The organism is Paenibacillus sp. J22TS3 (assembly GCF_018403205.1).
In the GTDB taxonomy this organism is placed as follows: domain Bacteria; phylum Bacillota; class Bacilli; order Paenibacillales; family Paenibacillaceae; genus Fontibacillus; species Fontibacillus tuaregi.
In genome coordinates this window covers 310,817-335,716 of sequence record NZ_BOSF01000001.1, presented here as the reverse complement: position 1 = coordinate 335,716, position 24,900 = coordinate 310,817, and the positions used below count along the sequence as shown (strand labels likewise).

18 protein-coding genes are annotated in these 24,900 nt (G+C 49.8%); 17 read left to right on the top strand and 1 reads right to left on the bottom strand.

All coding sequences use genetic code 11. The features are described from left to right. Nucleotides 1-153: 153 nt before the first annotated feature. From KJS63_RS01500 to KJS63_RS01480, 5 genes are all read left to right on the top strand, one after another. Nucleotides 154-3,843, top strand: coding sequence for a dynamin family protein (locus tag KJS63_RS01500; protein ID WP_213617659.1), 3,690 nt, complete (start codon nucleotides 154-156; stop codon nucleotides 3,841-3,843). 167 nt (nucleotides 3,844-4,010) lie between these two features. Beyond that, a complete protein-coding gene (locus tag KJS63_RS01495; protein WP_213617658.1) occupies nucleotides 4,011-5,783 on the top strand; it encodes an ABC transporter ATP-binding protein in 1,773 nt (590 codons plus the stop codon). After that, on the top strand, nucleotides 5,780-7,624 hold the full coding sequence (locus KJS63_RS01490; RefSeq protein ID WP_213617657.1) for an ABC transporter ATP-binding protein: 1,845 nt from the start codon (nucleotides 5,780-5,782) through the stop codon (nucleotides 7,622-7,624). Before KJS63_RS01495 ends, KJS63_RS01490 begins: the two co-directional genes overlap by 4 nt. Nucleotides 7,625-7,770: 146 nt before the next feature. Further along, on the top strand, nucleotides 7,771-8,958 hold the full coding sequence (gene purT, locus KJS63_RS01485; protein ID WP_213617654.1) for a formate-dependent phosphoribosylglycinamide formyltransferase: 1,188 nt from the start codon (nucleotides 7,771-7,773) through the stop codon (nucleotides 8,956-8,958). Beyond that, complete coding sequence (locus tag KJS63_RS01480; RefSeq protein ID WP_082926872.1) at nucleotides 8,951-9,412, top strand: GNAT family N-acetyltransferase; 462 nt, start codon at nucleotides 8,951-8,953, stop codon at nucleotides 9,410-9,412. Before purT ends, KJS63_RS01480 begins: the two co-directional genes overlap by 8 nt. A 99-nt stretch (nucleotides 9,413-9,511) precedes the next feature. Here the strand turns inward: KJS63_RS01480 and KJS63_RS01475 are convergent, their stop codons facing one another. Next, nucleotides 9,512-10,192 (bottom strand): PsbP-related protein, encoded by a 681-nt coding sequence (locus tag KJS63_RS01475; RefSeq protein WP_213617653.1) that lies wholly within the window; start codon nucleotides 10,190-10,192, stop codon nucleotides 9,512-9,514. Between the two features lie 214 nt (nucleotides 10,193-10,406). Between KJS63_RS01475 and KJS63_RS01470 the strand changes: the two genes are divergently transcribed. From KJS63_RS01470 to KJS63_RS01415, 12 genes are all read left to right on the top strand, one after another. Then, the gene (locus tag KJS63_RS01470; protein WP_213617652.1) at nucleotides 10,407-12,041 is read left to right on the top strand and encodes a response regulator; all 1,635 of its coding nucleotides are present in this window, start codon (nucleotides 10,407-10,409) and stop codon (nucleotides 12,039-12,041) included. Beyond that, the gene (locus KJS63_RS01465; protein ID WP_213617651.1) at nucleotides 12,038-13,825 is read left to right on the top strand and encodes a cache domain-containing sensor histidine kinase; all 1,788 of its coding nucleotides are present in this window, start codon (nucleotides 12,038-12,040) and stop codon (nucleotides 13,823-13,825) included. The genes KJS63_RS01470 and KJS63_RS01465 overlap by 4 nt, the downstream gene beginning before the upstream one ends. Next, complete coding sequence (locus KJS63_RS01460) at nucleotides 13,822-14,802, top strand: substrate-binding domain-containing protein (protein WP_213617650.1); 981 nt, start codon at nucleotides 13,822-13,824, stop codon at nucleotides 14,800-14,802. The genes KJS63_RS01465 and KJS63_RS01460 overlap by 4 nt, the downstream gene beginning before the upstream one ends. Before the next feature lie 130 nt (nucleotides 14,803-14,932). Further along, nucleotides 14,933-15,742, top strand: a complete 810-nt coding sequence (locus KJS63_RS01455; protein WP_213617649.1) for an MBL fold metallo-hydrolase — start codon at nucleotides 14,933-14,935, stop codon at nucleotides 15,740-15,742. Nucleotides 15,743-15,934: 192 nt separating this feature from the next. Continuing rightward, the gene (locus KJS63_RS01450) at nucleotides 15,935-16,474 is read left to right on the top strand and encodes a PadR family transcriptional regulator (RefSeq protein ID WP_213617648.1); all 540 of its coding nucleotides are present in this window, start codon (nucleotides 15,935-15,937) and stop codon (nucleotides 16,472-16,474) included. After that, entirely contained in the window at nucleotides 16,464-18,725 is a 2,262-nt protein-coding gene (locus tag KJS63_RS01445; RefSeq protein ID WP_213617647.1) for an ATP-binding cassette domain-containing protein, read from the top strand. The genes KJS63_RS01450 and KJS63_RS01445 overlap by 11 nt, the downstream gene beginning before the upstream one ends. Further along, nucleotides 18,722-19,135 (top strand): ester cyclase, encoded by a 414-nt coding sequence (locus KJS63_RS01440; protein WP_213617646.1) that lies wholly within the window; start codon nucleotides 18,722-18,724, stop codon nucleotides 19,133-19,135. Before KJS63_RS01445 ends, KJS63_RS01440 begins: the two co-directional genes overlap by 4 nt. 284 nt (nucleotides 19,136-19,419) lie before the next feature. Then, nucleotides 19,420-19,551 carry a cysteine-rich KTR domain-containing protein gene (locus KJS63_RS01435; protein WP_244862492.1) on the top strand — a complete coding sequence of 44 codons (132 nt, stop codon included), beginning with the start codon at nucleotides 19,420-19,422 and terminating at the stop codon, nucleotides 19,549-19,551. An 874-nt stretch (nucleotides 19,552-20,425) separates the two neighbouring features. After that, nucleotides 20,426-21,448 carry a galactose ABC transporter substrate-binding protein gene (locus KJS63_RS01430; RefSeq protein WP_213617645.1) on the top strand — a complete coding sequence of 341 codons (1,023 nt, stop codon included), beginning with the start codon at nucleotides 20,426-20,428 and terminating at the stop codon, nucleotides 21,446-21,448. A gap of 158 nt (nucleotides 21,449-21,606) precedes the next feature. Beyond that, nucleotides 21,607-23,100 (top strand): sugar ABC transporter ATP-binding protein, encoded by a 1,494-nt coding sequence (locus KJS63_RS01425; protein WP_374706251.1) that lies wholly within the window; start codon nucleotides 21,607-21,609, stop codon nucleotides 23,098-23,100. 25 nt (nucleotides 23,101-23,125) lie between these two features. Further along, nucleotides 23,126-24,133: a galactose/methyl galactoside ABC transporter permease MglC gene (gene mglC / locus KJS63_RS01420; protein WP_213617643.1), complete on the top strand. Its 1,008-nt coding sequence runs from the start codon at nucleotides 23,126-23,128 to the stop codon at nucleotides 24,131-24,133. A 171-nt stretch (nucleotides 24,134-24,304) separates the two neighbouring features. Further along, nucleotides 24,305-24,844 carry a CAP domain-containing protein gene (locus KJS63_RS01415; RefSeq protein ID WP_213617642.1) on the top strand — a complete coding sequence of 180 codons (540 nt, stop codon included), beginning with the start codon at nucleotides 24,305-24,307 and terminating at the stop codon, nucleotides 24,842-24,844. Nucleotides 24,845-24,900 lie beyond the last annotated feature (56 nt).

The window sequence follows — 24,900 nt, the reverse complement described above, 5'->3', positions numbered from 1 at the left end:
AAATAAAACCGGATCACTCTGGTTTTATTTTTTTGCCCGAATAAGTTTCCCCGCAGCCGGATTGAATGCTAAAATGAACATATTTATACTGCAAACTGACACATTAACAGTAGACAAAACAATAGAAAAATCAAGTTCGGGAGAGAAGCAAATATGGAAACGTTCTCAGTTCATACAAAGCAGCCTTTGCAGACCATGCTGCAGAGGTTGAAAGAGCATTTAAAGCAAGCCGGAGACATGAAAGGCGCGCAGGATATGGATGAGCTTGAGCAAAAGCGCCTGTCCGGCGAGATTACCATCGCATTCTGCGGGCATTTCTCGGCAGGGAAATCCAGCCTGATTAATACTTTATGCGGCAAAAAAGTGCTGCCGGCGAGTCCGCTTCCCACCAGTGCAAATGTGGTGATGATCCGCAGCGGGGCACCGAGGGCCCTGTTAACCCCAGCCAATGAACCGCAGGTACAGGAAGCATCGGATTCACCGGAAGCCGCGGTAGCAGGTGAAGACAAACAAGCGTCTGTGCCGATTGAAGCCTCGCTGGATGAGCTTGAAATATACTGCCGGAACGGCCAGGACTTCTCCCGGATTTCCGTCTGGGATCATATCCCGCTGCTCGGGGATCATGGAGTGCTGCTGGACACGCCTGGAGTAGACTCCAATGATGCGGGGCATGCGCTTGCCACGGAATCGGCGCTTCACCTGGCTGACGTGGTGTTCTATGTTATGGATTATAACCATGTCCAGTCCGAAACGAACCTGAGCTTTGCCAAAAGCCTATCGGATTGGGGCAAGCCGCTGTATCTCGTTGTCAATCAAATTGACAAGCACCGGGAACAGGAGCTGAGCTTTGACAAGTACCGCCGTTCTGTTGAGCAGGCTTTTGACGTGTGGCAGGTGAAGCCTGCGGGGTTCTTCTATTTGTCCTTGAAGCAGCCGGATCATCCGCGCAGCATGCTGCAAGAGCTGAAGCAGGTGATAGGCCAGCTGATCGCCCGCCGGGAGGAGCTGGTGAACTACAGCTTGACTTGTTCCGCATTTCATACGGCGGAAAGCCATCTGGAGCAGCTCAAAGATGCCGAGGAGACAGAGCGGAATGAACTGCTCGAACAGCTTGGGGGCGAGGAAGCGGTCCAGCGGGTGGAGGACGAAATTCTTGCACTTCAACGGGAAGCGGAAGAGAATGAGATGCTGCCTTCAAGACTCCAGAGCGGCTTCGCCGCGGAGCTGGACAAGCTGCTTGGCAGCGCCCAGCTGATGACCCCGCCCATCCGGGAAGCGGCGCAGCTGTATTTGGAGAGCCGTGCTCCTGGCTTCAAGATGGGGTTCCTGTTCGCTGGAGGCAAGACGGAGGCGGAAAAGCAGCGGCGTCAGGACGAGCTGTTTCATAAATTAAAAGATCAGGTAAACGCTCAGGTCGACTGGCATGTCAGAGATCTGATCCGCAAGCTTGGCCAGGCTCATGAGCTGTGGTCGGCAGCTTGGGAGCAGCGGCTGAGTGACGAGCTTCCAAAGTCGGATATCCAGTGGATCTCCGGACCGGTCAAGGCTGGTGCGACCATTTCCGGCGAGTCGACGCTGAACTATGCCGCAGACGTGAAAGCGGCCGTCACCACGGCCTATCGCCGCGCGGCCATGGGCATCGCGGCCGAGCTGCTGGCCGAGCTGGCGCCGCAGCAGGAGGCCGTGCGGCAGAGCCTGGCTGCGCGCCGCGAACACGCCACGGTACGCGCATCGCTGGCCGGCCGGCTGCGCGCCCTGGAACGCGCCGCGGCAGAGCGCGCGGCCCAGGTGCAGGCGCTGCTGGGCGCGCCTGCATCGCTCACCCCCGGCGTGCTGCCGGAGGTGAGCGTGCCCGCTGCGCCGCCGCAAATGCAGGCGGCGCCTGAGGCGCCCGCAGCCGCCGGGCTACAGGCGGCAGCTGCGCCCGTGTCCGCCGCCGCGCCGATCCGGCGGCGGCTGGATGAAGCGGCCGCGCTGCTTGAGGACGCGGCCGGTGCGCTTGCGCCGCATCCCGCGTTCGAGGCGGGCATGCGGGCGCTGAGCACGCGGGCGGCGGAGCTGCGCCGCGGCAGGTTCACGGTCGCGCTGTTCGGGGCGTTCAGCGCGGGCAAGTCCTCCTTCGCGAATGCCCTGCTCGGGCAGCGCGTACTGCCGGTATCGCCGCATCCGACCACCGCGGCGATCAACCGCATTCTCGCGCCGGAGGACGGCTTCGCCCACGGCACAGCTGTGGTGAAGCTGAAGAGCCCGGAGGCCATGCGCGAGGATCTGGCCTATTCCTTCGGCGTGCTTCAGCTTGGGTCCTGGCAGGAGCATAACTGGCTGGACACTGTGCGGAAGCTGAAAGCTAAGGATATTCCAGCCTCTGGACGGTCCCATTACAGCTTCCTGCAAGCGGCCGCTCTTGGCTGGGAGGAGAATTCGGGCCACCTCGGTGAGAGTCTCACGGTGGACATGGCCGAATTCTCCGCCTTTGTGGCCGAAGAGAATCGGGCCTGCTTCGTGGCCGGGATCGATTTATACTACAGCTGTCCACTTACTGAACAGGGAATTGTACTCGTGGATACACCGGGTGCGGACTCAATTCATGCCCGCCATACAGGTGTCACCTTTCAATATATGAAAAATTCAGATGCCCTTCTTTATGTCACGTATTACAACCATGCGTTCTCCCGCGCCGATAAACAGTTTCTAGCCCAGCTTGGCCGGGTTAAAGGCAGCTTTGCGCTTGATAAAATGTTCTTCATCGTGAACGCAGCCGATCTGGCTTCATCTTCGGAAGAGCTGCATGAGGTTGTTGCCCACGTGGATTCCAGCCTCAGAACCGCGGGCATAGAACGTCCGCAGATTTATCCGGTATCCAGCTTGAACGCCCTGGAAGCGAAGTTGACGGGAGATGAATCTTCCCTGTCGGCCTCTGGATTCGCGGAATTTGCTTCGGTCTTTGATTCCTTCATAGGGCATGATCTCAGCGGCCTGGCTGCTGCATCGGCAGCCGATGAGCTTCACCAGAGTCTGCTTCGGGTACAGCAGCGCATTACCGCCCTGTCTCAATCCGGGACCGAACGGGAGCAGCTGATCCAGCGACTGGAGCAGGAGCGTGGTAGCTATCAAGAGTCACTCGTCCGTCTTCGGGGTACGGATCTCAGTCCAGAAATTATTCAGGAGACCGGTGAGCTTGTATTTCACGTCCGCCAGCGGGTGCGTCTTGCCTCTATAGATCTGTACCGTGAATTCTTCCATCCATCCCTGCTTCAGGAGGATGGGGGCGATATGAAGAAGAAATTTGCCGTATCGCTGCATGATTGGATGTCTGGATTATCCGGTGAATTGGAGCGCGAGCTTCTTGCCACTTCCCTGCGGCTGGAGAAGAAAGTTGATGCCCTGATCAGCCGGGAGGCCGGCAAATGGCTTGAACACGAGTCGGGCAGCGAACCAAGGCCGTCCTTATTTGTAAAGGAATTTTCGGGATGGGCCACGCCGGAAATAGGGGAAGGGCTGCTGACTGGCCAGCTTAACTGGAAGGATTATTGGTCTTATTTCAAGAATCCGAAGCATTTCTTTGAAGGCAGCGGCAGGGAGGCTCTCCGGGAAGCCCTGGCCGCGCCACTCGATGAGATGGTAAAAGAAGTGGCAGACCGAATTCAGGAAACCTTATCTTCATACTATTGTAATGAGGCGGTCCGCGGGCTTGAGGAAATAGCGGATCACTTTGAACAATTATGGGTGGAGTGGGAAGAAGAATTACGCGGAATTCAAGCTTCTGGAGACGAGACAGACACCTTAATCGCCCTGGGCAAAAGGCTGGCCGAAAGTGAACAGCAGCTTCGGCAGATATCCTGAGCATTCAGGAGGATTTGGAAGGCGATACCGGATTAGTGTCACCTAAGTCTGATCCGCTCTGAAATACCCTATTAAATGAACAATTTTCCTCTTTGCTGCCTTAAAGTTAGGATGGTAAACTTCATAAATGTTCCATAATATGACGGTTGGCAGCGAGGAGGAGACTTATGAACGTTCTCAGGCAATTGCACGTCTATTATCGGGAGAAGAACTACTTGTTAATTCTCTCGATTCTATGTCTGGCAGCGGCCACAGCCCTGGGGCTGGTGTACCCTAATTTGCTTCGAAGGTTGATTGACGATGTGATTGGACCGGGGAAGTATGAGCAAGCGCCGTATCTTGCTTTAATAGCGCTTTCAGTTATCGTGGTGAAAGCATTCCTGCAATTTTTAAGCGGTTACTTTGGTGGCAGACTGGGCAATTATTTGGCATACCGCCTGCGTAATGCCTGCTACGAGAAACTGCAGTTCCTATCCTTCCGGTATTACGATACGGCCAAAACCGGGGATTTGATGTCGCGGCTGACCGGGGACCTGGAAGCCATCAGACTGTTTATCGGTTTTGGCTTTGCCCAGCTGCTGAACCTTTTCTTTATGGTCAGCTTCGGAGCCGTAATGATGCTTTCTATTAACTGGCAGCTTACCCTGCTTACTCTGATTACCATGCCTCTGCTTGTGGCTGTAGCATGGAAATTTGAAACCAAGATTCACCCGGCGTTTCAGGAGATGCGTCTGGCTTTAAGTTCCTTGACCACTTCGGTTCAGGAGAACATTACCGGGGTTAGAACCGTCAAATCTTTTGCCAGAGAGCCACACGAGGTGGAGAAATTCTCTGAGCGAAATGAACGTTACAAGTCTAATCAGATCTTCGCCGCCTTGCTATGGAGCAGATATTTTCCTGTTATGGAGCTGCTGGCCTCTGTAAGCGTTGCTATACTGCTGGGATTTGGGGGTTCACTCGTCATACATAAATCCCTGTCACTTGGGGAGTTAGTTGCTTTCTTCGGCTTGATTTGGTTCATTATCGGACCGCTTTGGGGTCTAGGCTTTCATATCAATAACTATACCCAATCCAAGGCTTCCGGGGAGCGTGTGCTGGAGATTCTCAACCAGCCTATAGATGTGAAGGACGCTCCGGATACGATTCAGCTTGCGCCAGAGAACATTAAAGGGCACGTGGTGTTTGATCATGTGACTTTCGCATACGGGAATAAGATGCCTGCCGTGGCAGACATCAATTTTGAAGCAAAGCCCGGCTCGGTGATTGGCTTCCTGGGGGGGACAGGTTCGGGTAAATCAACAATTATCCAGCTGCTGATGCGTGCCTATGACGTCAATGAAGGACGTATTCTGCTGGATGGGACGGATATTAGGAAAATTCAAATCCAGCAGCTTCGGAGTCAAATCTCCACTGTGTTCCAGGAGACGTTCTTATTCTCATCTTCCATCCGCAACAATATTGCCTACGGCATTAAGGATGTATCTATGGAGGAGATCATCCGGGCTGCCAAGCTGGCGAAGGCCCATGATTTCATTATGGAACTCGCAGACGGTTACGACACAGTGGTAGGTGAACGCGGTATGGGGCTCTCCGGGGGCCAAAAGCAGCGGATCGCAATTGCCCGCGCCCTCTTAACCAATCCGAAGATCCTCATTCTGGATGACGCTACAAGTGCGGTGGATATGGAAACTGAGCATGAGATTCAGACCGGATTCCAGGAAGTTATGCGGGGGAGAACAACTTTTATTATTGCCCACCGAATATCCTCGCTGAGGCATGCGGATCTGATCCTGGTTATGGATCAAGGACGGGTCGTGCAGCAGGGGACCCACAACGAGCTAATTCATGTGGAAGGGCCATATCGGGACGTATTCCGAATCCAATATGCAGACTTTCTGTCCAGGCAGTCCGAAGGGGAAGATGAGGTGAATCAGGCATGAGTACACAGACCGAGACAACCGGGAAGCAGGATCCGGGCTTGAAGAAGAGAATCGAGCTGAACGAGAGATTTATCTACAAAGACGATGATGCGATCGACAAGGCCTTTGACTGGAAGCAGTTCCGGCGTCTGTTCTCTTATATGAAACCGTATGCCAGACAGCTCCTGCCGCTGATTATCCTCATGATGATTCTGGGCACCATTACGAAACTGACTGTTCCTTATTTAACAAGTCTGGCGATCGATAAAGCGATTGTGAAGGAGAGCAGTCTCAGTCTTCTTTATATCATCACTGGTTCTGTTATCCTCTTATATCTTATCCAATGGGGAGCGAGCGCTTACCGGATCAAGTATACGAACATCATCGGCCAACGTGTGATCTATGATTTAAGATCGGATTTATTCCGGCATATTCAGAAGCTGTCTTTTAATTTCTATGATAAGAGACCGGCGGGCTCTGTTCTGGTCCGGGTGACAAACGATGTCAATTCCCTACAGGATCTGTTCACAAATGGGGTTGTAAACCTCATGATCGACTGCGTCCAGCTTGTAGGTATTGTTGTCATCCTGCTTCTGGTCAATTGGAAGCTGGGGCTCGCGGTTATGGTAACTGTGCCGATCATGTTCTTCATTTCAACCAAATTGCGCCAGACCATCCGTATTGCTTGGCAGGTTGTGCGGACGAAGAACTCTAGAATCAACTCACACTTAAATGAATCTATTCAAGGTATCCGGGTAACCCAGGCTTATACCCAAGAGCAGGAGAATATGCGTTTCTTCGACGCCATGAATTATGACAGCAAGAAATCCTGGGACAAAGCTTCCGCCATGAACCAAATGTTCGGTCCCCTGATCGAGATCACAGGCGGAATCGGCAGCTTCATCCTGTTCTGGCTCGGAGCCTATCTCATTCAATCGGGTGAAATTACGATTGGTCTGCTGGTCGCGTTCAGCAACTATGTAGGCAACTTCTGGGACCCGATCAACCGCTTGGGGCAAATGTATAATCAGCTGCTTGTGGCCATGGCTTCCTCCGAGAGAATTTTTGAGTTTATTGATGAGAAGCCTTCGATCGCCGACAAGGAAGGGGCTAAGCCGCTTCCGGTCATCCGCGGGGATATCCGGTTTGATCATGTGGTGTTTGAGTATGAGAAAGGAAGAGCTGCCCTGAAGGGGATAGACCTTTCGGTCAAGGCAGGTCAGTCCGTGGCCCTGGTGGGTCATACGGGGTCAGGGAAGAGCACGATTATCAACCTGGTCAGCCGGTTCTATGATATAACTCAGGGCCGGATCACGATCGACGGTTATGATATTCGGGATGTCACACTTCAGAGTCTGCGCAGCCAGATCGGGATTGTGCTCCAGGATACGTTCATCTTCTCAGGAACGATCCGGGACAACATCCGGTTCGGGCGCCTGGACGCTACGGATGAGGAAGTGGAGGCGGCCGCCAGAGCGGTGGACGCCCATGAGTTCATATCCCAGCTGCCGGGTGGTTATGACACCGAGGTGGAGGAGCGCGGGAGTGCGCTGTCCATGGGGCAGCGTCAGCTGCTGAGCTTTGCCCGGGCGCTTCTGGCCGACCCGCGTATTCTCATTCTTGATGAGGCTACGGCGAGTATTGACACAGAGACTGAGCTTAAGATTCAGGAGGCACTGAAGGTGCTTCTGAAAGGCAGAACGTCCTTTATTGTGGCTCACCGTCTTTCTACAATCAGACATGCCGATCATATTGTGGTACTGGATCATGGGGAAATCAAAGAGGAAGGAACCCATGACCAACTTTTGGAGAAGAAGGGAATATACAGTGGATTAATCGAAGCACAATTCAGATTTTTGTAACTTTGTGTCGGATATCCAAGATTTTTTTCTTAGAGCACTCTTGCATTCTAGACAAGAAACCCGGAAAATAGATAAGAAGAAACACTTATCTGCGTGGGAGGACCTAGGACAGTCCGTTCCATATTCATAAGGGGGATTTCTGAGGAATGTGGGGTGCTCCTTTTTCTGAGCGTGCCAGAACGATGATGCTGTTGGGCAGCGGAGAGCTGGGTAAGGAAGTCATCATAGAAGCCCAAAGACTCGGGGTCAGAACCATTGCGGTGGACCGCTATGAACACGCGCCTGCCATGCAGGTGGCCCATGAGTCACATGTCATTGATATGCTGGATGCGAATGCACTTAAAAGTTTAATTTATGACAAGAAACCCGATCTTATTGTTCCAGAGATCGAAGCGATTGCCACAGCAGCGCTATTGGAGCTGGAAGAGGAAGGGTACCATGTGGTGCCGACGGCCAGGGCAGCCAGGCTGACGATGGACCGTGAAGGCATACGCCGTCTTGCAGCGGAAGAACTGGGTATTCCAACAGCGGCTTACCGGTTCGCGGACAGTCTGCACAGCTTAAAAGAAGCGGTTAAGGAACTCGGAACGCCGTGTGTGGTCAAGCCGTTAATGAGCTCCTCGGGGAAAGGCCAGACGGTATGCCGGACTCCTGAAGACGCGGAAGCCAGCTGGAATGCGGCACTGGAAGGTGCCCGAGCCAAAGGAGCCGCAGTTATTGTGGAATCCTTCGTTCAATTTGACAGTGAAATTACACTGTTAACGGTTCGTTCCGTATCCGGAACGATCTTTTGTCCACCTATTGGTCATATTCAGAAGGATGGCGATTATATTGAATCATGGCAGCCCCATCCCATGGGGGAGAAGGCACTGCTGGAGGCTCAGGATATCGCCCGCCGGATCACCGATGCACTGGGTGGATATGGGTTATTCGGTGTGGAGCTGTTCCTGACAAGTGAAGGGGTCTTGTTCAGTGAAGTATCCCCGCGTCCGCATGACACGGGAATGGTAACGATGGTGACCCAGGATCTGTCTGAGTTCGCCCTGCATGTTAGGGCTATTCTGGGATTCCCGGTGCCTAGTGTGCACGTGCTGACGCCTGGTGCCTCCGCGACACTCAAAGCGGAAGCTGAGGGAGAAGGGTTCATCATTAATGGTCTTCATGAAGCACTGGAAATCCCCCGTACACAAGTTAGAATTTTCGGTAAGCCGCTCAGCAAGCCGGGGCGACGGATGGCGGTGGCGCTAAGTGCAGATGAAGATGTGGACAATGCACGTATCCAAGCCAAAAAAGCGGCAAGTCTATTAAAGGTGGAATGGGCTGAAAATGAGTAATCAGGTGTGTGCTCCGGCACTCTTAATCCGCAAATGTTCACATCACGATGCGAAGGAAATCACGGCTTTAATGAGACAGCTTCGCTACCCTACTACAGTGAGTGTAATGGAAGAGAGACTTACCGCACTGGAGAATCATCCGAATTATCGGAATTTTGTTGCAGAACTTGATGGCAAGATTGTAGGCACCATCAGTCTTAAGCAATTGAAGACCCATGAAATGAAACAGCCAGTTACACGGATTACCGCACTTGTTGTGGATGAGAATCACAGAGGCAAGGGGATTGGAACCACTCTGATTCAAGAAGTGGAAGCCTGGGGAAAACGCAAGGGCAGCCAGGAGCTGTTCCTGTCCACCGGGGATGATAACCATTACCGTCCTGACGCCAGACCGTTCTATGAGCGGCTCGGATTTGAATGCGCAGGATACCGTCTTTACAAAACTTTGAAATAAATAACCTTCACATAGTCATCCCTTGATGGGATGACTTTTTTCTGCTCTTTAACGAAAGAAAGAGGACAGCCTCCATCTGGTGGCTGTCCTCTGGTTTGTTTACTCTTTGACTTTGAAGGAATCCATAATGGATTTGATCAGGGTATCCTTGTCTTTATCATAGTCCTTCTTAGGGGTTGAGTAGCTGACCACATATGTGTTCTCTTTGGCTGGAACAATTAATTGGGTGAGCATAACGTCTGTGGAAGATTGCGGGTTCGAATAGCTCGCTGTGGAGAGGGCAGCTTTGAAGCCGTTGTGATCCACTTCGGTGAAATCTACAGCCTTGTAATCCTTCATGCCATTTGCTTCCCCGTTCTCCTGCAGCACTTTGGTTGCGTTATCCGCAATATCTTTGGCTGTATAAGATGCGCCAGGGGTTACGGTTACATTGAGGTTGCTGGCAAACTTTCCTTCAGGCTTCGGATCATAAAAGGCCGCTTTGATCAGGGGACTGTTCAGCTGCTTCTCGTCGTATGTACTCCAATCCTTTGGATAAGAAATCGCGAACTGGTCGTTTTCAAGAGTTTTGCTCTCGAAAGAAGTTTCCTGCTTGTTGTCTGAAGAAGTTCCTTGTTTGTCATTTGTGCTTCCCGAATCTGTAGAAGGTGCCTTGGCTTCTGTTGATACGGCAGGCTGTTTGTTGTCAGCTTCTCCTGTCTTTGTGTCAGACGCAGCTTTGTTCCCGCAGGCTGTTAATAAACCAATTAGAATAACTGCTGTGATCCATTTCTTTGTCATGTTGATCTCCTTCTTAGAAATTTAGGGTCTACCCATATTTAACCAATCAATTCGTTATTCTAACAAAAAAGTGTTAAAAAAGGAAATACAAGATGCAACTCCCACTTAGTTTTGAGTGTCCTATCCGTTGAGGGATTAAAGGTAAACGGTTACAATGAGGTTGCAGCTTGAATTAGATTTTTTGAATTGTTAGATCACCTCGAAGGATGATGATATGTACAAATTGATATTGGTTGATGATGAGTCGGATGTCAGAGAAGGCCTGCTTACTGAAATTGACTGGAGTTCCCTCGGATTCGAGGTATCTGATACCGCAGAGAATGGCCGCGAAGCTTCGGAGATGATCGAGCGGCATCAGCCCGATGTGGTGGTGACGGATATCCAGATGCCATTTATGAATGGGCTTCAGCTGTCAGAATGGATACGCGAGCATTATCCGGGGACCAAAATTGTAATATTGACGGGATACGAGGAGTTCGAATACGCCCAGAAGGCGATTCGGCTTCAGATCGATGAGTATGTGCTCAAGCCTTTCTCTTCCCGGGAATTCATAGATATTTTGCAGAAAGTAAAAGATCATCTGGACGAAGAGGCCGCGGACAAAGAGAATATTCAGGTTTTGACCGAGCATTACCGCAAGAATCTGCCGGTGCTTCAAAGTATGTTCCTCTCCTCGCTGGTATCCAAGCAGCTGCCGCCAAGAGAGATTCGAGACAAGCTCTTGTCCTATTCCCTGGACTTGGAAGGCAGCAGATTTATGGTGTCCATCCTGCGTCTTGACCCCAGGCCGAGGGATAAGGAAGACGGTCTGTCATCCCTTAAGCTGATGTACGACCAGGATCTTGAGCTGTTCGCGGTCCTGAATATCGCAGCGGAGGTTGGGGAGAAGTATGCAATCGGACATACGTTTATTCATCATGATGAGGTTGTGCTGCTTAGCACAGGTGAGGGGCCGGATTCCGATGGTCTCAGTCAGACGACGTTAAAAGTGCTGGAGGAAATAAGGCACAGTGTTGAACGGTTTCTTAAAATGACGGTGACAGCGGGGGCCGGTACCGTACAGACCAGCTTGCAAAATGTTCACTTGTCCTACCGCGAAGCGGAGCAGGCTATGGACTACCGGCTCATCCTTGGTGGGAATAAAGTGATCTGGATTGAGGATGTGGAGAATCGTCCTGCCCGGCAGCGGACGGAGATTCAACTAAGCGAGCAGGAGCTTATAAGGTGTCTTAAGCTGGGAACTGAGCTGGAAATCCGCGCTTTGTTGGACCATTTATTTGATCAGATCATGGAGGCTGGAATTTCTTATCAGGAGTTTCAGATTTATCTGCTTGAGATGCTTACGGCAGCAGTGAAGGTGGCGAAGGAGCTTCAAGTGGATCTTGAGCAGTTGTTCGGGAGCGGGGGGACGGGGATTGGTGAGATCACAAAATTCAAACATATTATAGAAGCCAGGACCTGGTTCAAGGATCTGTGTGTAAAGCTTAGAAGCTCCATCGCTATGGACAGGGAATCGAGCTACAACAGGCTCGTGGAGGAAGCCAGGGAATATATTCGGGAGCATTATAAGGACAGCGACATTTCAATTAACCGGGTATGTGAGCATCTGCATATCAGCACGGGATATTTCAGTACAATTTTTAAGAAGGAAATGAAAATGACTTTTGTCAATTACCTGCTTGGCATCCGCATGGATGCCGCTAAGGAGCTGCTCCTGCATACGGAACTGAAGGCTTTTGAAATTGCCGAGAAGGTTGGATTCGCCGATCCGAACTACTTCAGCTTCTGCTTCCGCAAGAAATTTGGCATCTCTCCGAAGGAGTTCCGCAGCGGAGCCAAAGCGCCATGAGATTCTGGAGAGTTCTGTTCCAGCCATTTAGCCGATTTCATTATAAAAAAATACAGGTCATCATCACTTTAAGCTTTATGCTGGTTACGATCATTACCGTGCTTCTGGTCAGCATTATGCTGTATAACCGGTTCTCCAAATCATCGGAAGAGAATACGGTGCTCAACATCGGACAGATCATCGATCAGGTTAATTCGAATCTGGAATTCTATGTTTTGGGCATGAAGGATATATTTCAGGTGGTGGAAGAAAGTGTGGGGAATGCACCTTTAATTTCAGGAGAGCAGCTGCGGAGCCAATTAGGCACCATTCTGAAGACAAGGCAGGATCTGGTCTCGATCGCCCTGTTCACGAAGGATGGCCAGCTGGTCTGGAATACCCCGAACGAGCAGATGCGGCCCAACTCCAGGCTTACCCGGCAGGGCTGGTTCGAAGCGGCGCAGGAGCATCCGGGGCTTCTGCAATTCTCGGCGCCCCATATCCAGAATGTGTTTAAGTCCCCCTACCGATGGGTCGTATCCATGAGTAAGGAGATCACTTATACCGACGGGGGTGCCAAGAAGAAAGGCATTCTGGATGTCGATATCAATTTCCGGACCATTGATGAGCTGAGCAAGCGGGTTAGTCTGGGCAAGAAAGGTTACGTATACATTATCGACGGGGTCGGCAACATGGTCTATCATCCCCAGCAGCAGCTAATCTATGCAGGGCTGAAATATGAGAACTTGGAACCGGTTCTTAACTATCAGTACGGCAATTATTCAGACGATTCCACCGGGGAGGAGCGTATTATTACGATCAAGACCGTACAGCCGACAGGCTGGAAGGTCGTGGGTGTAACGTACGCCGATGAGATCATGACCACGAAGAAGGACCTGAATACCTTTATGATCGGATTTCTCCTGATTATGCTGAGTATCGTGCTTATTGTCTCTGTGCTGGTCTCCTACCGGATAGCCAAGCCGCTTCGCACGCTGGAGAGATCAGTTAAAAAGGTGGAGAAAGGCGATTTCGGCGCCATTATTGATGTAAGCGGGGCATATGAGGTTGAGCAGCTATCGAAGCGGTTTAATCTGATGATCAGGCGGATTCGTGAGCTGATGGATCAGATTATTCTGGAGCAGGAGGCGAAGCGCAAAAGCGAGCTGGAGGTGCTTCAGGCGCAAATTAATCCTCATTTCTTATATAACACGTTAAATTCAGTTACACGAATGGCCGAGATGGGGCGCAAGGAAGAGGTGGTGACCACCATTACTTCCTTATCCAGGTTTTTCAGAATTAGTCTGAGCAAAGGCAGCAACATTATTCCTGTCCAGGACGAGCTTGAGCATATCCGCAATTATTTGATTATTCAAAAGATCCGTTTCAAAAATAAATTTCAATATGAGATTGAAGCCCAGGACGAGGCCTTGTCCTGCATGACCTTAAAGCTGATTCTTCAGCCGCTGGTTGAGAATGCAATTCATCACGGCATTGAAATGATGGTGGACGAAGGCTTTATCGGAATCTATGCCTGGATTGAGGATGAATCCCTCTTCATTCGAGTTACCGACAACGGAATCGGCATGTCCGAAGATGTGCTTCGGGGTATTTTGTCCGGGAAATCAAGACAAGACAGCGGTTCGGGAGTTGGGGTAAGAAACGTCCATGAGCGGATCTCCTTATACTATGGCAAACCATATGGACTCACCTTTGAAAGCGAGCTTGAGGAAGGAACATCGGTTACGGTGAAGCTGCCAGTTGTCCCGGCAGGCGCGGAGTCGGATCATGGAGGGAGCGCATGAGCTGGAAGAATATTGTCCTCCGCCTAGGAGTCTTTGGTGTACTGTTTGTGTCGGCAGGGTCATGCTCGATTTCAGGCCAGCTGCACACAGAGGAAGATCCGGTTACCAGGGTCAGTATGATTGTGAAGATGGATCATGGGGATTACTGGAATACGGTTAAAATGGGAGCAGAGGTTGCTGCGAAGGAGTACAACGTCAAGCTGGATTTCCTGGCTCCAAAGAACGAAAATGATTACAAGGGACAGATCGCGCTGATGGAGCAGGCGACCCTGCAGGGCACAGATGCGATAATCCTGTCGGCGAGTGATTATATGGCTCTGGCACAAGTGACGGATCAGGCTTCCTATCATGGCATTCCGGTGCTGTCTATGGATGCCGAAGTAGCTTCTACCAAGGTGAAGACTTACGTCGGAGCCAATAACTATGAGGCCGGGCAAAAGGCGGCGGAGCGGCTGGTGGAGCTGACCGGAACTGAAGGCCAGATCGGGATTGTGAACTTTGTGAAAGGCGCGCGTAATGCGGATCAACGCGAGGAAGGCTTCACAGATTATATTGCCCGCTTCCCGGGACTTAAAATTGTGGATACTTTATACTGCGGCTCTGATGAGGAGCTGGCTAATATTCTTACAAGGACTATGCTTGCAGAGTACCCTGAGATTAGAGGGATCGTCGCACTAAATGCGGAAGCCTCCATAGGAGTAGGGAAAGCGATTGATTATCTCCACAAAGGCGGCAAGGTGAAGCTGATTACCTTTGACAATCCACCCGAGATGCTGGAGAAGCTTCAGGAGGGTACAGTACAGGCGATGGTGGTTCAGAATCCTTACAGCAACGGCTATCTGGCCGTGGCATCTGCGGTACAGCTGGCAGAGGGAGGGAGCATTCCCGAGCGCTATGATACCGGAACCAAGCTGATTGATTTGGACAATATGCTGTGGCCGGATAACCAGAAGCTGCTGTTCCCTTTTGTCAAATAAATGTATAGTCTGTTCATCCGATAAGGAGCCCGTATTCTGATTTATGCGTATTAGACTGCCTGAACCGGGGGTAAATTACGGTTAAGCTGGGGCAGCCTAACGACTTAAACGAAGTTCAGGAGGGATTCGGATGAATGGGAAAAGCATGCTGAAAACAGGAACGATCGATTCCGAGCAGGTTACGGAGGACCTTGGTTATGTACGCACGCTGATTGCGAACGTAATCCTGGTCGGCCATCCTGCCGGGGGAGACTGGGTATTGGTTGACACAGGACTCGGACCCACCGTTACAGCCTTGGAGGAAGAGGTAGACCGGATATATGGTCGTCCGCCTAAAGCAATTATCCTTACCCATGGTCATTTCGACCATGTGGGCGGGGTGATCACTTTGGCGGAGAAGTGGAACGTGCCTGTGTACGCTCATCAGCTGGAGCTTCCCTTCCTGACCGGGAAGCAGGATTATCCTCCAGCCGACCCGAGCGTGGGAGGGGGATTGATGGCAGGGATTTCACTGGTATATCCTCATAAAGCTATTGATTTGGGAGACCGGGTAAAGGGGCTGCCTGAAGATGGATCGGTTCCTTTCCTGCCGCAATGGCGTTGGATTCATACGCCTGGGCACAGCCCAGGCCATGTTTCACTGTTCAGAGATCGTGACAGAACATTAATTGCCGGTGATGCGATCATTACCGTTAAGCAGGAGTCCGCTCTGGCGGTTGTGTCCCAGGAGGTTGAGCTGCACGGCCCACCTGCGTATTTCACTCCAGATTGGGAGCTGGCCAAGGCATCCGTATTGAAGCTGGCAACCTTGCGGCCCGAGCTTGCTATAACCGGGCATGGTCAGCCTGTGTCAGGTCAGGTTTTACAGGAAGGGCTGGAATATTTGGCCCGTCACTTTGATGAGGTGGCTGTGCCGGAGCAAGGCAGGTATGTGGACTGACTAAACGTAAACATATTCATAAGAAATAAAAAAGGCCGTCCCTGAATGCAAGTGATCTTGCTGCAAAGTGGACGGCTTCTTTTATTATCTCGAAAAAATATATGCAAAATTACACCTTGTCATCTTGAATTGGTACAAATACGCTGCATTATTCAAGTTTGAATAATAAAATTGATTGTGTATAATATTCTTATGATTACTACACAATTGCTTGTCCTTGGGGCCATTGCTCTGCGCAAACAAACGCACGGCTATGTCGTTTATCGCGAACTGACCGAATGGAGGGTGGATACTTGGGCTTGCATCAAACCGGGCTCCATTTACCACGCGCTGACCCAACTTGAAAAGCAGCAGTACATTCAATCCATCAAAAATGAACCGGGAGAGAAAGGAGGCGCTCGAACGCTTTACGCCATTACCAGCAAAGGCGATGCAGCACTGAAAGAGGGGATAGAAACAGCGCTTGAAAGTCTTGAGATGGATAAATACTCGGCAGGCATTGCGCTTCGTCGTCTTATCCCACACGAGGTGTTGCTTCAGACACAGAGAAAACGGCTCGAGAATCTAAAGGGTATTCATCAATTCATGCGCACACTTCCGAAGAAAGAAGATGGCACACCTGCAGAGGAGCCGGGGCTCGTCGACTACTGGACGGGATTCTTTGAGTACAGTATTCAACATGCAGAGGCATTTATTAACAACGTAAACAATGAGGGGAAACATGAAGAATAAAATCATTATTGAAGGTGCGAGAGAAAATAATCTCAAAAACATCTCGATTACGATTCCAAAGCATTCCATCGTTGTATTTACGGGGGTATCCGGGTCGGGGAAATCTTCACTTGTATTCGATACGATTGCAGCCGAGGCGCAACGACAACTCAATGAAACATTTACCGCATTTGCCCGCAATCGCCTGCCAAAATACGGTCAGCCTGATGTTGATCATATAACCAATTTGTCCGCGCCAATAATCATTAATCAGAAACGTCTGGGTGGCAACTCACGTTCGACAGTAGGTACCATTACTGATATTTATGCGTTGCTTCGACTTCTCTTTGCTCGGGTTGGCGAACCATACGCCGGTAATTCCAATGCTTTTTCATTTAATGACCCTGAGGGAATGTGCCCGCAATGCGAGGGTTTGGGGACAATGGTATCCCTTGATCTGGACAAGTTTCTTGATCTTAATAAATCTTTAAACGAAGGCGCCATCCTGCATCCTAACTTTAAGCCAAACAGTTGGTACTGGAAGCTATACACCTTGTCTGGGCTGTTCGACAACGATAAAAAATTAAAAGACTACACCAAAAAAGAATGGGAGACTTTGCTATATAGCGGGGATGCGACGATTGCTCTGCCTTCGCAAGGCGGTGATGTTCATTCTAAGTATGAGGGACTCATCCCCAAATTTCGACGGCTATATATCAATAAAGGCATCGAAAGTATGGCTGAGAAGAATCGGCAAGTATTCGAGAGATTCACAACGAATGCCCCATGTGATCTATGCCGCGGTCAACGGTTGAACGAAAAGGCGCTCAATTGCAAAATCACTGGCTATTCGATCGCGGATTTATCTGCAATGGAAGTAAGTTATCTTCAAGATCTTCTGAATAACCTGCATATCAAATCGGTAGCGGTGCTTCTGGATCAGCTTCGCGAACGTCTCAAGCAGTTGAACGATATCGGTTTGGGCTATCTAAGTCTTAACCGCGAAACATCAACATTATCTGGCGGCGAATCACAGCGGATTAAGATGGTTCGGCATCTGAGCAGCAGCTTATCGGAAATGATGTACATTTTCGACGAACCAACCGTCGGCTTGCATCCAAGCGATGTCCATCGTCTTACCGAACTGTTCGTACAATTGAGAGACAAAGGCAATACAGTTCTGATTGTTGAGCATGATCCCGAAGTAATGAAGATTGCTGATCATATCGTGGATATGGGACCGAATGCCGGCAGTCATGGCGGCGAAGTTTTATTTACGGGCACCTATCGCGAGTTGGAGAAGACGGGCACGCTCACCGGCAAGTATTTGGGCAGTCACGTACCCTTAAAACAAAATAGTCGTCCCTATTCGCACGTTTATCCGATCAGACAGGCAACTGCCCATAATCTCAAAAATGTCAGCGTAGATATTCCGGCCAAGGTGCTGACTGTTGTGGCAGGTGTGGCAGGTTCCGGCAAAAGCTCGCTCATTTATGAAGTATTCGCCAGAAAGCACCCTGAAGCAGTTGTGATCGACCAGTCGTCCGTGTATAGTTCCCGTCGCTCCAATCCGGCAACCTATACAGGCATACTGAACGATATAAGAACATTGTTTGCAAAAGAAAGTGGCGTAAGCGCCGCTCTCTTTACGACCAATTCCGAGGGGGCGTGTAGTAATTGCCAGGGATATGGAATGATTTGGACAGACCTTGCGTTCATGGACGGCGTCAAAACTGTTTGTGAAGTGTGCGACGGACGAGGCTTCAAAGAGGCAGTACTAAGTCACACCTATCGGAACAAATCCATCTACGATGTGATGACCATGACCGTTGCTGAGGCATGGGCTTTCTTTAACGATGTTCCTCCTATTGCCAAGATGTTAGCTGTTCTGAGCGAAGTGGGGCTTGATTATATCACGTTGGGTCAGACGCTTGACAGCTTATCGGGAGGAGAGTGCCAGCGGCTCAAGATTGCCATGGAGTTGGGCACCACAAGCAACATCTATATTCTGGACGAACCGACAACCGGACTTCATATGTCCGATGTGGCCAAACTCGTGGCAATCCTTGATCGGTTAGTTGATGCCGGCAATACCGTCGTTGTCATTGAACATAACGTCGATGTGATCAAACGAGCGGACTGGATTATCGAGCTTGGCCCTGGAGGCGGCAGCAACGGGGGAACCATTACATTCATGGGAACTCCCTTGCAATTATTGAATGCTCCTGATTCCATAACAGGCAAATATCTTGCTACGGAGGGACTAACGTGAATTTGGAAATGAATAAAAAAATTTGTATTGATTTTCTGAACGAGGTACACAACAACGATAATGTGGATGCGATTGATATTTATTTGGATAAAGATGTTTTTTCTCACGATCCCTTTCCGGGTCAGGCACCCGGCTCGGAAGGCGTTAAAGATACCATGAGACAGTTTCGAGCGGCATTTCCCGATAAGAGAATTGTGATTCGTGATGTGATTGCCGAAGGCGACAAGGTGATGGTGAAATTCACGGCACAAGGTACGCATTTGGGTGAATTTGCCAGTATTCCTGCATCAGGTAATGCAATTAGCTACGAAGAAGTCGTCATTCTGCGGGTGAAGGACAAGAAGATCGTCGAGCATTGGGCGGTTGCCGATGCGCTTAGTCTTATGCAGCAAGTTGGAGCTATCCAATAATCATTTCATTAGATTTGTTTGGTACCGCGCTTATTATTGGAGGTATCGTCAGAGCAACCGGGGGAAGTGTCATCCCTTTGGTTATTACCGCCCTTTCGTTATGTGGAATCTAGATCCCGCTTGCCTATTATTGGGGGAAGAAGTACGGATTGAGCGAGTTATGGCGGAGCTTCCCAAAGGCACTTGTCTGTTCGGCTATACTTTTTGCAGGTTACTACCTATCGTGTAAGTGGAAATAAGTTAGATTTTATACCCTTTTTGCAAAAAATAAATCGCAGTTGTAAATTCGAGACGATACAATACTTGAAAACTTCCCGTGGTTTTGCCCAAAGTGTAAACAGGAAACCCTAGTCAATGTACAACAATTAAATGTGTCAGTTATCAAAGAGCCAGACGCAAAGACGCAGAGCCGATAATTTGTGAAACATCACAATTATCGGCTCTTTCCTTCCGTTTGACGGGTGATTATGATTTTGTTAGAACACCAGCTGTGATAAAAATAAAAACCGCCATTTTGCAAATCGAATCCACCTATCACGATTAAACCTAGGATAAAGAGCGTTCGACTTAATTAACTGAAGATACAGCCATAATTATGGTTTCTATGGTCTTACCTTTCTGATTTTTAGTGGACACTATTGTGACAGGGACACCGATCATCGTGACTTTGTTATCTTTAAGGCTTTCGACCAGTGATCCTGGATATAAAGGTGATTTGCACAAATTTTTTTTGATACGATTTCAAGCTCTTTTTCAACAGTGTTGTGGTAACCATCTGGTCAATCATTTTCCTAAGTGAATCGATGCTTGCGGGACTGTCAGCGGGGAAATAATCATAATTGTCCATCATGAACTCAAAGGATGTATTGGACACGTCACCTTTATGGTTTGTTTAGGAGGAATGAGATCCGTCAGTGCAAAGAGAAATGAGAACTTATTTACATCTGAAGAGTCACTTTCATTTTCTTTAATAGTAAAAGTCGTAAATATTTTTCTTAGTCATGATTAGAAAGCAAAACTGGGTGGCGGCCACATGATTTGGAGATGTGAAATCTGCTCTGTAATCGGCGTTTTCTTTTTAGATATGTCTAATTCTCTTGTCTTTGCCTTAAAGTAAGCACTTAGATGAGTCATCTAGATTTCATGAGAATTTTTATATAAACACATGAGAATTTTAGATTCGCAGAACGCGGGATGTCAGGCATAATGAAAGCGTATCCAGGAGATACACGGGAAAACGAAATGTTAAAGGGTACGACAAGATATTAGACTTGGGAGGTCAAACGAAATATGAAAAAACTTAGCATGGTTGTATTGGCAACAACGGTTCTAGGCGCGGCGCTTGCGGGCTGCTCCAGCTCTGGGGGAAGCGGTTCATCAGCGGAGCCGAGCGTAGGTGTGGCCATCTACAAATTTGACGATACCTTCATGACGGGTGTGCGCAATTCCATTGAGAAGAATGCCAGCGGGATCGCCAAAACCGAAATTGTGGACAGCCAGAATTCACAGCCAACACAGAATGATAAAGTGGACTTATTCCTCACCAAGAGCACCAAAGCCTTGATTATTAACCCGGTTGACCGCACAGCGGCAGGGGTCATTATCGACAAAGCAAAAGCTAAGGACACTCCGGTGGTATTCCTTAACCGCGAGCCTCTTCCTGAAGACATGAAGAAATGGGAGAAAGTGTATTATGTGGGTGCGAAAGCAGAGGAGTCCGGCACTCTGGAAGGCGGGCTGGTTGTAGATTACTGGAAGGCCCATCCAGAAGCGGATAAGAACAAAGACGGCGTGCTTCAATATGTCATGCTGAAAGGCGAGCAGGGCCACCAGGATGCGGAGCTTCGCACGAAATATTCGATTCAAGCTGTAGAAGAAGCCGGAATCAAGGTTGAGAAGCTGGCCGAAGACAACGCGAACTGGGACCGTGTAAAAGGCCAGGAGAAAATGGCCGCTTTCCTCGCAGCTCATGGTGACAAGATCGAAGCTGTATTTGCAAACAACGATGACATGGCGCTTGGGGCAATTGAAGCGCTGAAAGCCGCCGGTTACTTCAAAGGCGACAAGTACGTACCGGTTGTGGGAGTTGACGCTACAGCACCTGCACTTCAGGCTCTGGGTGATGGAACACTGCTTGGAACCGTACTGAATGACGCCAACAACCAAGGTAAAGCAGCAATCAAGCTGGCTTCCCTGCTAGGTCAAGGTAAGGAGATTACCAAAGACAGCGTTGGATTTGATGTTACAGATAAGCAGTATATCTGGATTCCTTACAAAAAAATCACCAAAGAGAACATGAAAGACGCTCAATAAAAACCAGAAGCTTCTCGTTATAAATTGTAGGATCAGGGGGCTTTCTGCCAAGATGCAGGGAGCCTCCGGGATTTTACGAACTTATAGTCGTATACAAGTATACAAAAAGGATAGGAAGCGGCAGTAAGGAGGCGAACATAGTGGCTGAACATGAATATATGCTTGAGATGAAATCTATCTCCAAGGAATTTCCCGGCGTCAAAGCGCTGGATCAGGTTACCCTGCAGGTTAGACCAGGTACCGTTCACGCGCTGATGGGCGAGAATGGAGCGGGCAAGTCGACGCTGATGAAATGTTTGTTCGGGATTTATAAACCCGATGACGGCGAAATTATCCTGAATGGCAGCAAGGCTGAAATCCATAATTCCAGCGATGCCTTGGCACATGGAATCTCAATGATCCACCAGGAGCTTCATCCGGTGCCTTTCCGAAATGTCATGGAGAACATATGGCTGGGCCGTTTTCCAGAGAGAGGGTTCGGACCTTTTAAGTTCGTGGATCATGGCAAAATGCACCGTGACACAGAGGAGCTGTTTAAGCAGCTGGATATTGACTTAAAGCCGGATGAGCTTGTCGGTAAGCTGTCGGTTTCTAAAGTACAGTCTATCGAAATTGCGAAAGCGGTTTCTTTTAACTCGCGAATTATCGTGATGGATGAGCCCACATCCTCGCTCACAGGAGTTGAGGTGGAGCACTTGTTCCGGATTATTCGGGATCTTAAGTCCAAAGGGGTATCCATCATTTATATATCTCACAAAATGGAGGAAATTCTGCGGATCTCGGACGATGTGACCATTATGCGTGACGGTAAAAAGATCGGCACTTGGCCAGCTTCCGAAATGACCACCGACCTCATTATTTCTAAAATGGTGGGACGTGATCTGACACACCGTTTTCCTGAGCGGGACAATGTGCCTGGGGAAGTGATTTTGAAGGCTCATGAACTGACGTCGCCTGTAGCCAAGTCATTCAAGAAGGTGAGCTTTGAGCTGAGGAAGGGCGAGATTCTTGGCATAGGCGGGTTGGTCGGAGCTCAGCGGACCGAGCTGATTGAAGCACTGTTCGGTTTGAGAGAGCTTGAATCAGGCAGCATTTCCATTCATGGAAAGCCGGTCAAGATCAGGTCGCCGAAGGATGCGATGAAATACGGGTTGGCCCTGCTGACAGAGGAGCGTCGTACAACGGGAATCTTCCCGGTGCTGTCGGTTCATGAGAACGGAGCGATCGCCAACTTGGACCGGTATGTCACTCCATATATGCTGCTCAATGAGAAGAAAAAGCAAACGGAGACCAACAAAATGATTGAGAAGCTCCGTACGAAAACCCCGAACATGAAGGCGCTGATCATGAACTTGTCCGGTGGGAACCAGCAGAAGGTGCTGCTTGCCCGGTGGCTGCTCACCGAACCGGAAATTCTGCTGCTTGATGAGCCGACACGCGGGATCGATGTGGGAGCGAAGTTTGAGATCTATACGATCATTGCGGATCTTGCCCGGCAGGGGAAAAGCATCGTGATGATCTCATCCGAGATGCCCGAGCTGCTTGGCATGTCCGACCGGATCATGGTGATGTCCGAAGGCAGGATGACGGGAATTGTAGACGGGGAAACAGCCAGCGAGGAAGTCATTATGCGCTTGGCCGCCCAGCATTAGTAGGGAGAGGGAGGAAGCAACGGTTATGAATACAAGAAGAATACAAGACATGATAACTCAAAATGCCATTTATATCGTCCTCGTGGTATTGATTATAGGAATTGCTATTTATGATCCTTCATTTATCGGGATTAATGCCCTGCGGGATGTTCTCAACCAGTCCGCGACACGCACGATTATCGCTTTAGGTGTGGCCTTCATACTGATTACAGGAGGAACGGACCTTTCGGCTGGACGGATGGTCGGCTTAACGGCGGTCATCTCGGCGTCGATGCTCCAGATTCAGGACTACCCGAGAAGATTCTTCCCTGGTTTGGCTGATCTGCCAGTGTTTGTTCCTATCCTGCTCGCGATTGCGGTCGGATTCCTGTTCGGAATGATTAACGGCTTGATCGTATCCAAATTCAAGGTCCCCCCATTCATTGCTACACTGGGCACCATGGTTATAATTTATGGCGTGAACTCCTTGTATTTCGACATGGACCCGAACCAGTCCCAGCCGATCGGCGGGTTGCGGGCTGACTTCACCCAATGGGGTTCGGGAAGCATCGGCTCCGGCCAGTACTCCATTCCTTACATCGTCATTATTGCCATCGTTGTCTCCGTTCTGGTATGGGTGATCTTTAATAAGACACGGCTTGGCAAAAACATGTACGCTATTGGCGGCAACGAGCAGGCCGCCAAAGTATCGGGGATCAACGTATCCCGCAACCTGATCTGGATCTATTCCATCGCGGGGGCGCTTTACGGTCTTGCTGGTGTGCTTGAAGCCGCCAGAACCGGCGGAGCCACCAATAACTACGGGAACATGTACGAACTGGACGCCATCGCAGCTTGTGTGGTCGGGGGCGTATCCACCACCGGGGGGATTGGTACCGTTCCGGGAGTACTGACCGGGGTATTGATTTTCACCGTAATCAACTATGGTCTGACCTTCATCGGGGTAAGCCCGAACTGGCAGCTCATTATTAAAGGGATTATTATCGTTGCCGCAGTTGCCTTTGATATGCGCAAATATGCAGCCAAAAAATAACGATAGACAGCATCAGCCACGATTCATTATGAATCGTGGTTTTTCTACATTTTGGTAATGCAAGGCTTTCCTATCCATGTTAAAATGTTACATAGGCACTTGCTGTCTCGGGTGAATTCTTGTTAGCCTGCTGTCAATCAGAAGCTCTGCAATGAAAGGGGGGAATTGATCATGAATAAGATTAACTTTCAAATGCTGACTTCACGCATGATCTGTATGTTATTGACCGCCCTAGTCGTCAGTTCTTTGTCCATCACTGCAGGATCGGGGGAAGCATCCGCAGCTGCAGCCAAACTGACGGGTAAGCAGGTTCAGCTTGCCGCCGTTTATGCCAAGATTCAAGCGGATAATGCGGCGAAGGTAGTTGCCCTCGTTAACAAGGAACGGGCCCACGCCGGGTTGAAGCCGCTTGTTGTACACGACAAGCTGAGGGGAATGGCGAAGGATAAAGCTGTTGACTTGTATAAGCACAACTACTTCGACCATACTTCACCAATCTATGGCTCCCCTTTTGACATGATGGACGCTTACAACATCACCTTCCGCTATGCGGGAGAGAACATTGCCAAGGGGCAGCGTTCTGCGGAAGAAGTCGTTAAGGACTGGATGAACAGTCCAGGTCACCGCAAGAATATTCTTAATGCGCATTACACGATGATCGGGGTCGGTTATTATAACGGACTCTGGGTACAAGAATTTATCGGAAAATAATCAGGGCACCGCTCTCCACATGGAGGGCGGTGTTTGACTTTTAGATCAGTCATAGG

Coding starts and splice junctions, on each gene's coding strand:
- KJS63_RS01500 (WP_213617659.1), top strand. CDS start 154: ATGGAAACGTTCTCAGTTCATACAAAGCAGCCTTTGCAGACCATGCTG.
- KJS63_RS01495 (WP_213617658.1), top strand. CDS start 4,011: ATGAACGTTCTCAGGCAATTGCACGTCTATTATCGGGAGAAGAACTAC.
- KJS63_RS01490 (WP_213617657.1), top strand. CDS start 5,780: ATGAGTACACAGACCGAGACAACCGGGAAGCAGGATCCGGGCTTGAAG.
- purT (WP_213617654.1), top strand. CDS start 7,771: ATGTGGGGTGCTCCTTTTTCTGAGCGTGCCAGAACGATGATGCTGTTG.
- KJS63_RS01480 (WP_082926872.1), top strand. CDS start 8,951: ATGAGTAATCAGGTGTGTGCTCCGGCACTCTTAATCCGCAAATGTTCA.
- KJS63_RS01475 (WP_213617653.1), bottom strand. CDS start 10,192: ATGACAAAGAAATGGATCACAGCAGTTATTCTAATTGGTTTATTAACA.
- KJS63_RS01470 (WP_213617652.1), top strand. CDS start 10,407: ATGTACAAATTGATATTGGTTGATGATGAGTCGGATGTCAGAGAAGGC.
- KJS63_RS01465 (WP_213617651.1), top strand. CDS start 12,038: ATGAGATTCTGGAGAGTTCTGTTCCAGCCATTTAGCCGATTTCATTAT.
- KJS63_RS01460 (WP_213617650.1), top strand. CDS start 13,822: ATGAGCTGGAAGAATATTGTCCTCCGCCTAGGAGTCTTTGGTGTACTG.
- KJS63_RS01455 (WP_213617649.1), top strand. CDS start 14,933: ATGAATGGGAAAAGCATGCTGAAAACAGGAACGATCGATTCCGAGCAG.
- KJS63_RS01450 (WP_213617648.1), top strand. CDS start 15,935: ATGATTACTACACAATTGCTTGTCCTTGGGGCCATTGCTCTGCGCAAA.
- KJS63_RS01445 (WP_213617647.1), top strand. CDS start 16,464: ATGAAGAATAAAATCATTATTGAAGGTGCGAGAGAAAATAATCTCAAA.
- KJS63_RS01430 (WP_213617645.1), top strand. CDS start 20,426: ATGAAAAAACTTAGCATGGTTGTATTGGCAACAACGGTTCTAGGCGCG.
- KJS63_RS01425 (WP_374706251.1), top strand. CDS start 21,607: ATGCTTGAGATGAAATCTATCTCCAAGGAATTTCCCGGCGTCAAAGCG.
- mglC (WP_213617643.1), top strand. CDS start 23,126: ATGAATACAAGAAGAATACAAGACATGATAACTCAAAATGCCATTTAT.
- KJS63_RS01415 (WP_213617642.1), top strand. CDS start 24,305: ATGAATAAGATTAACTTTCAAATGCTGACTTCACGCATGATCTGTATG.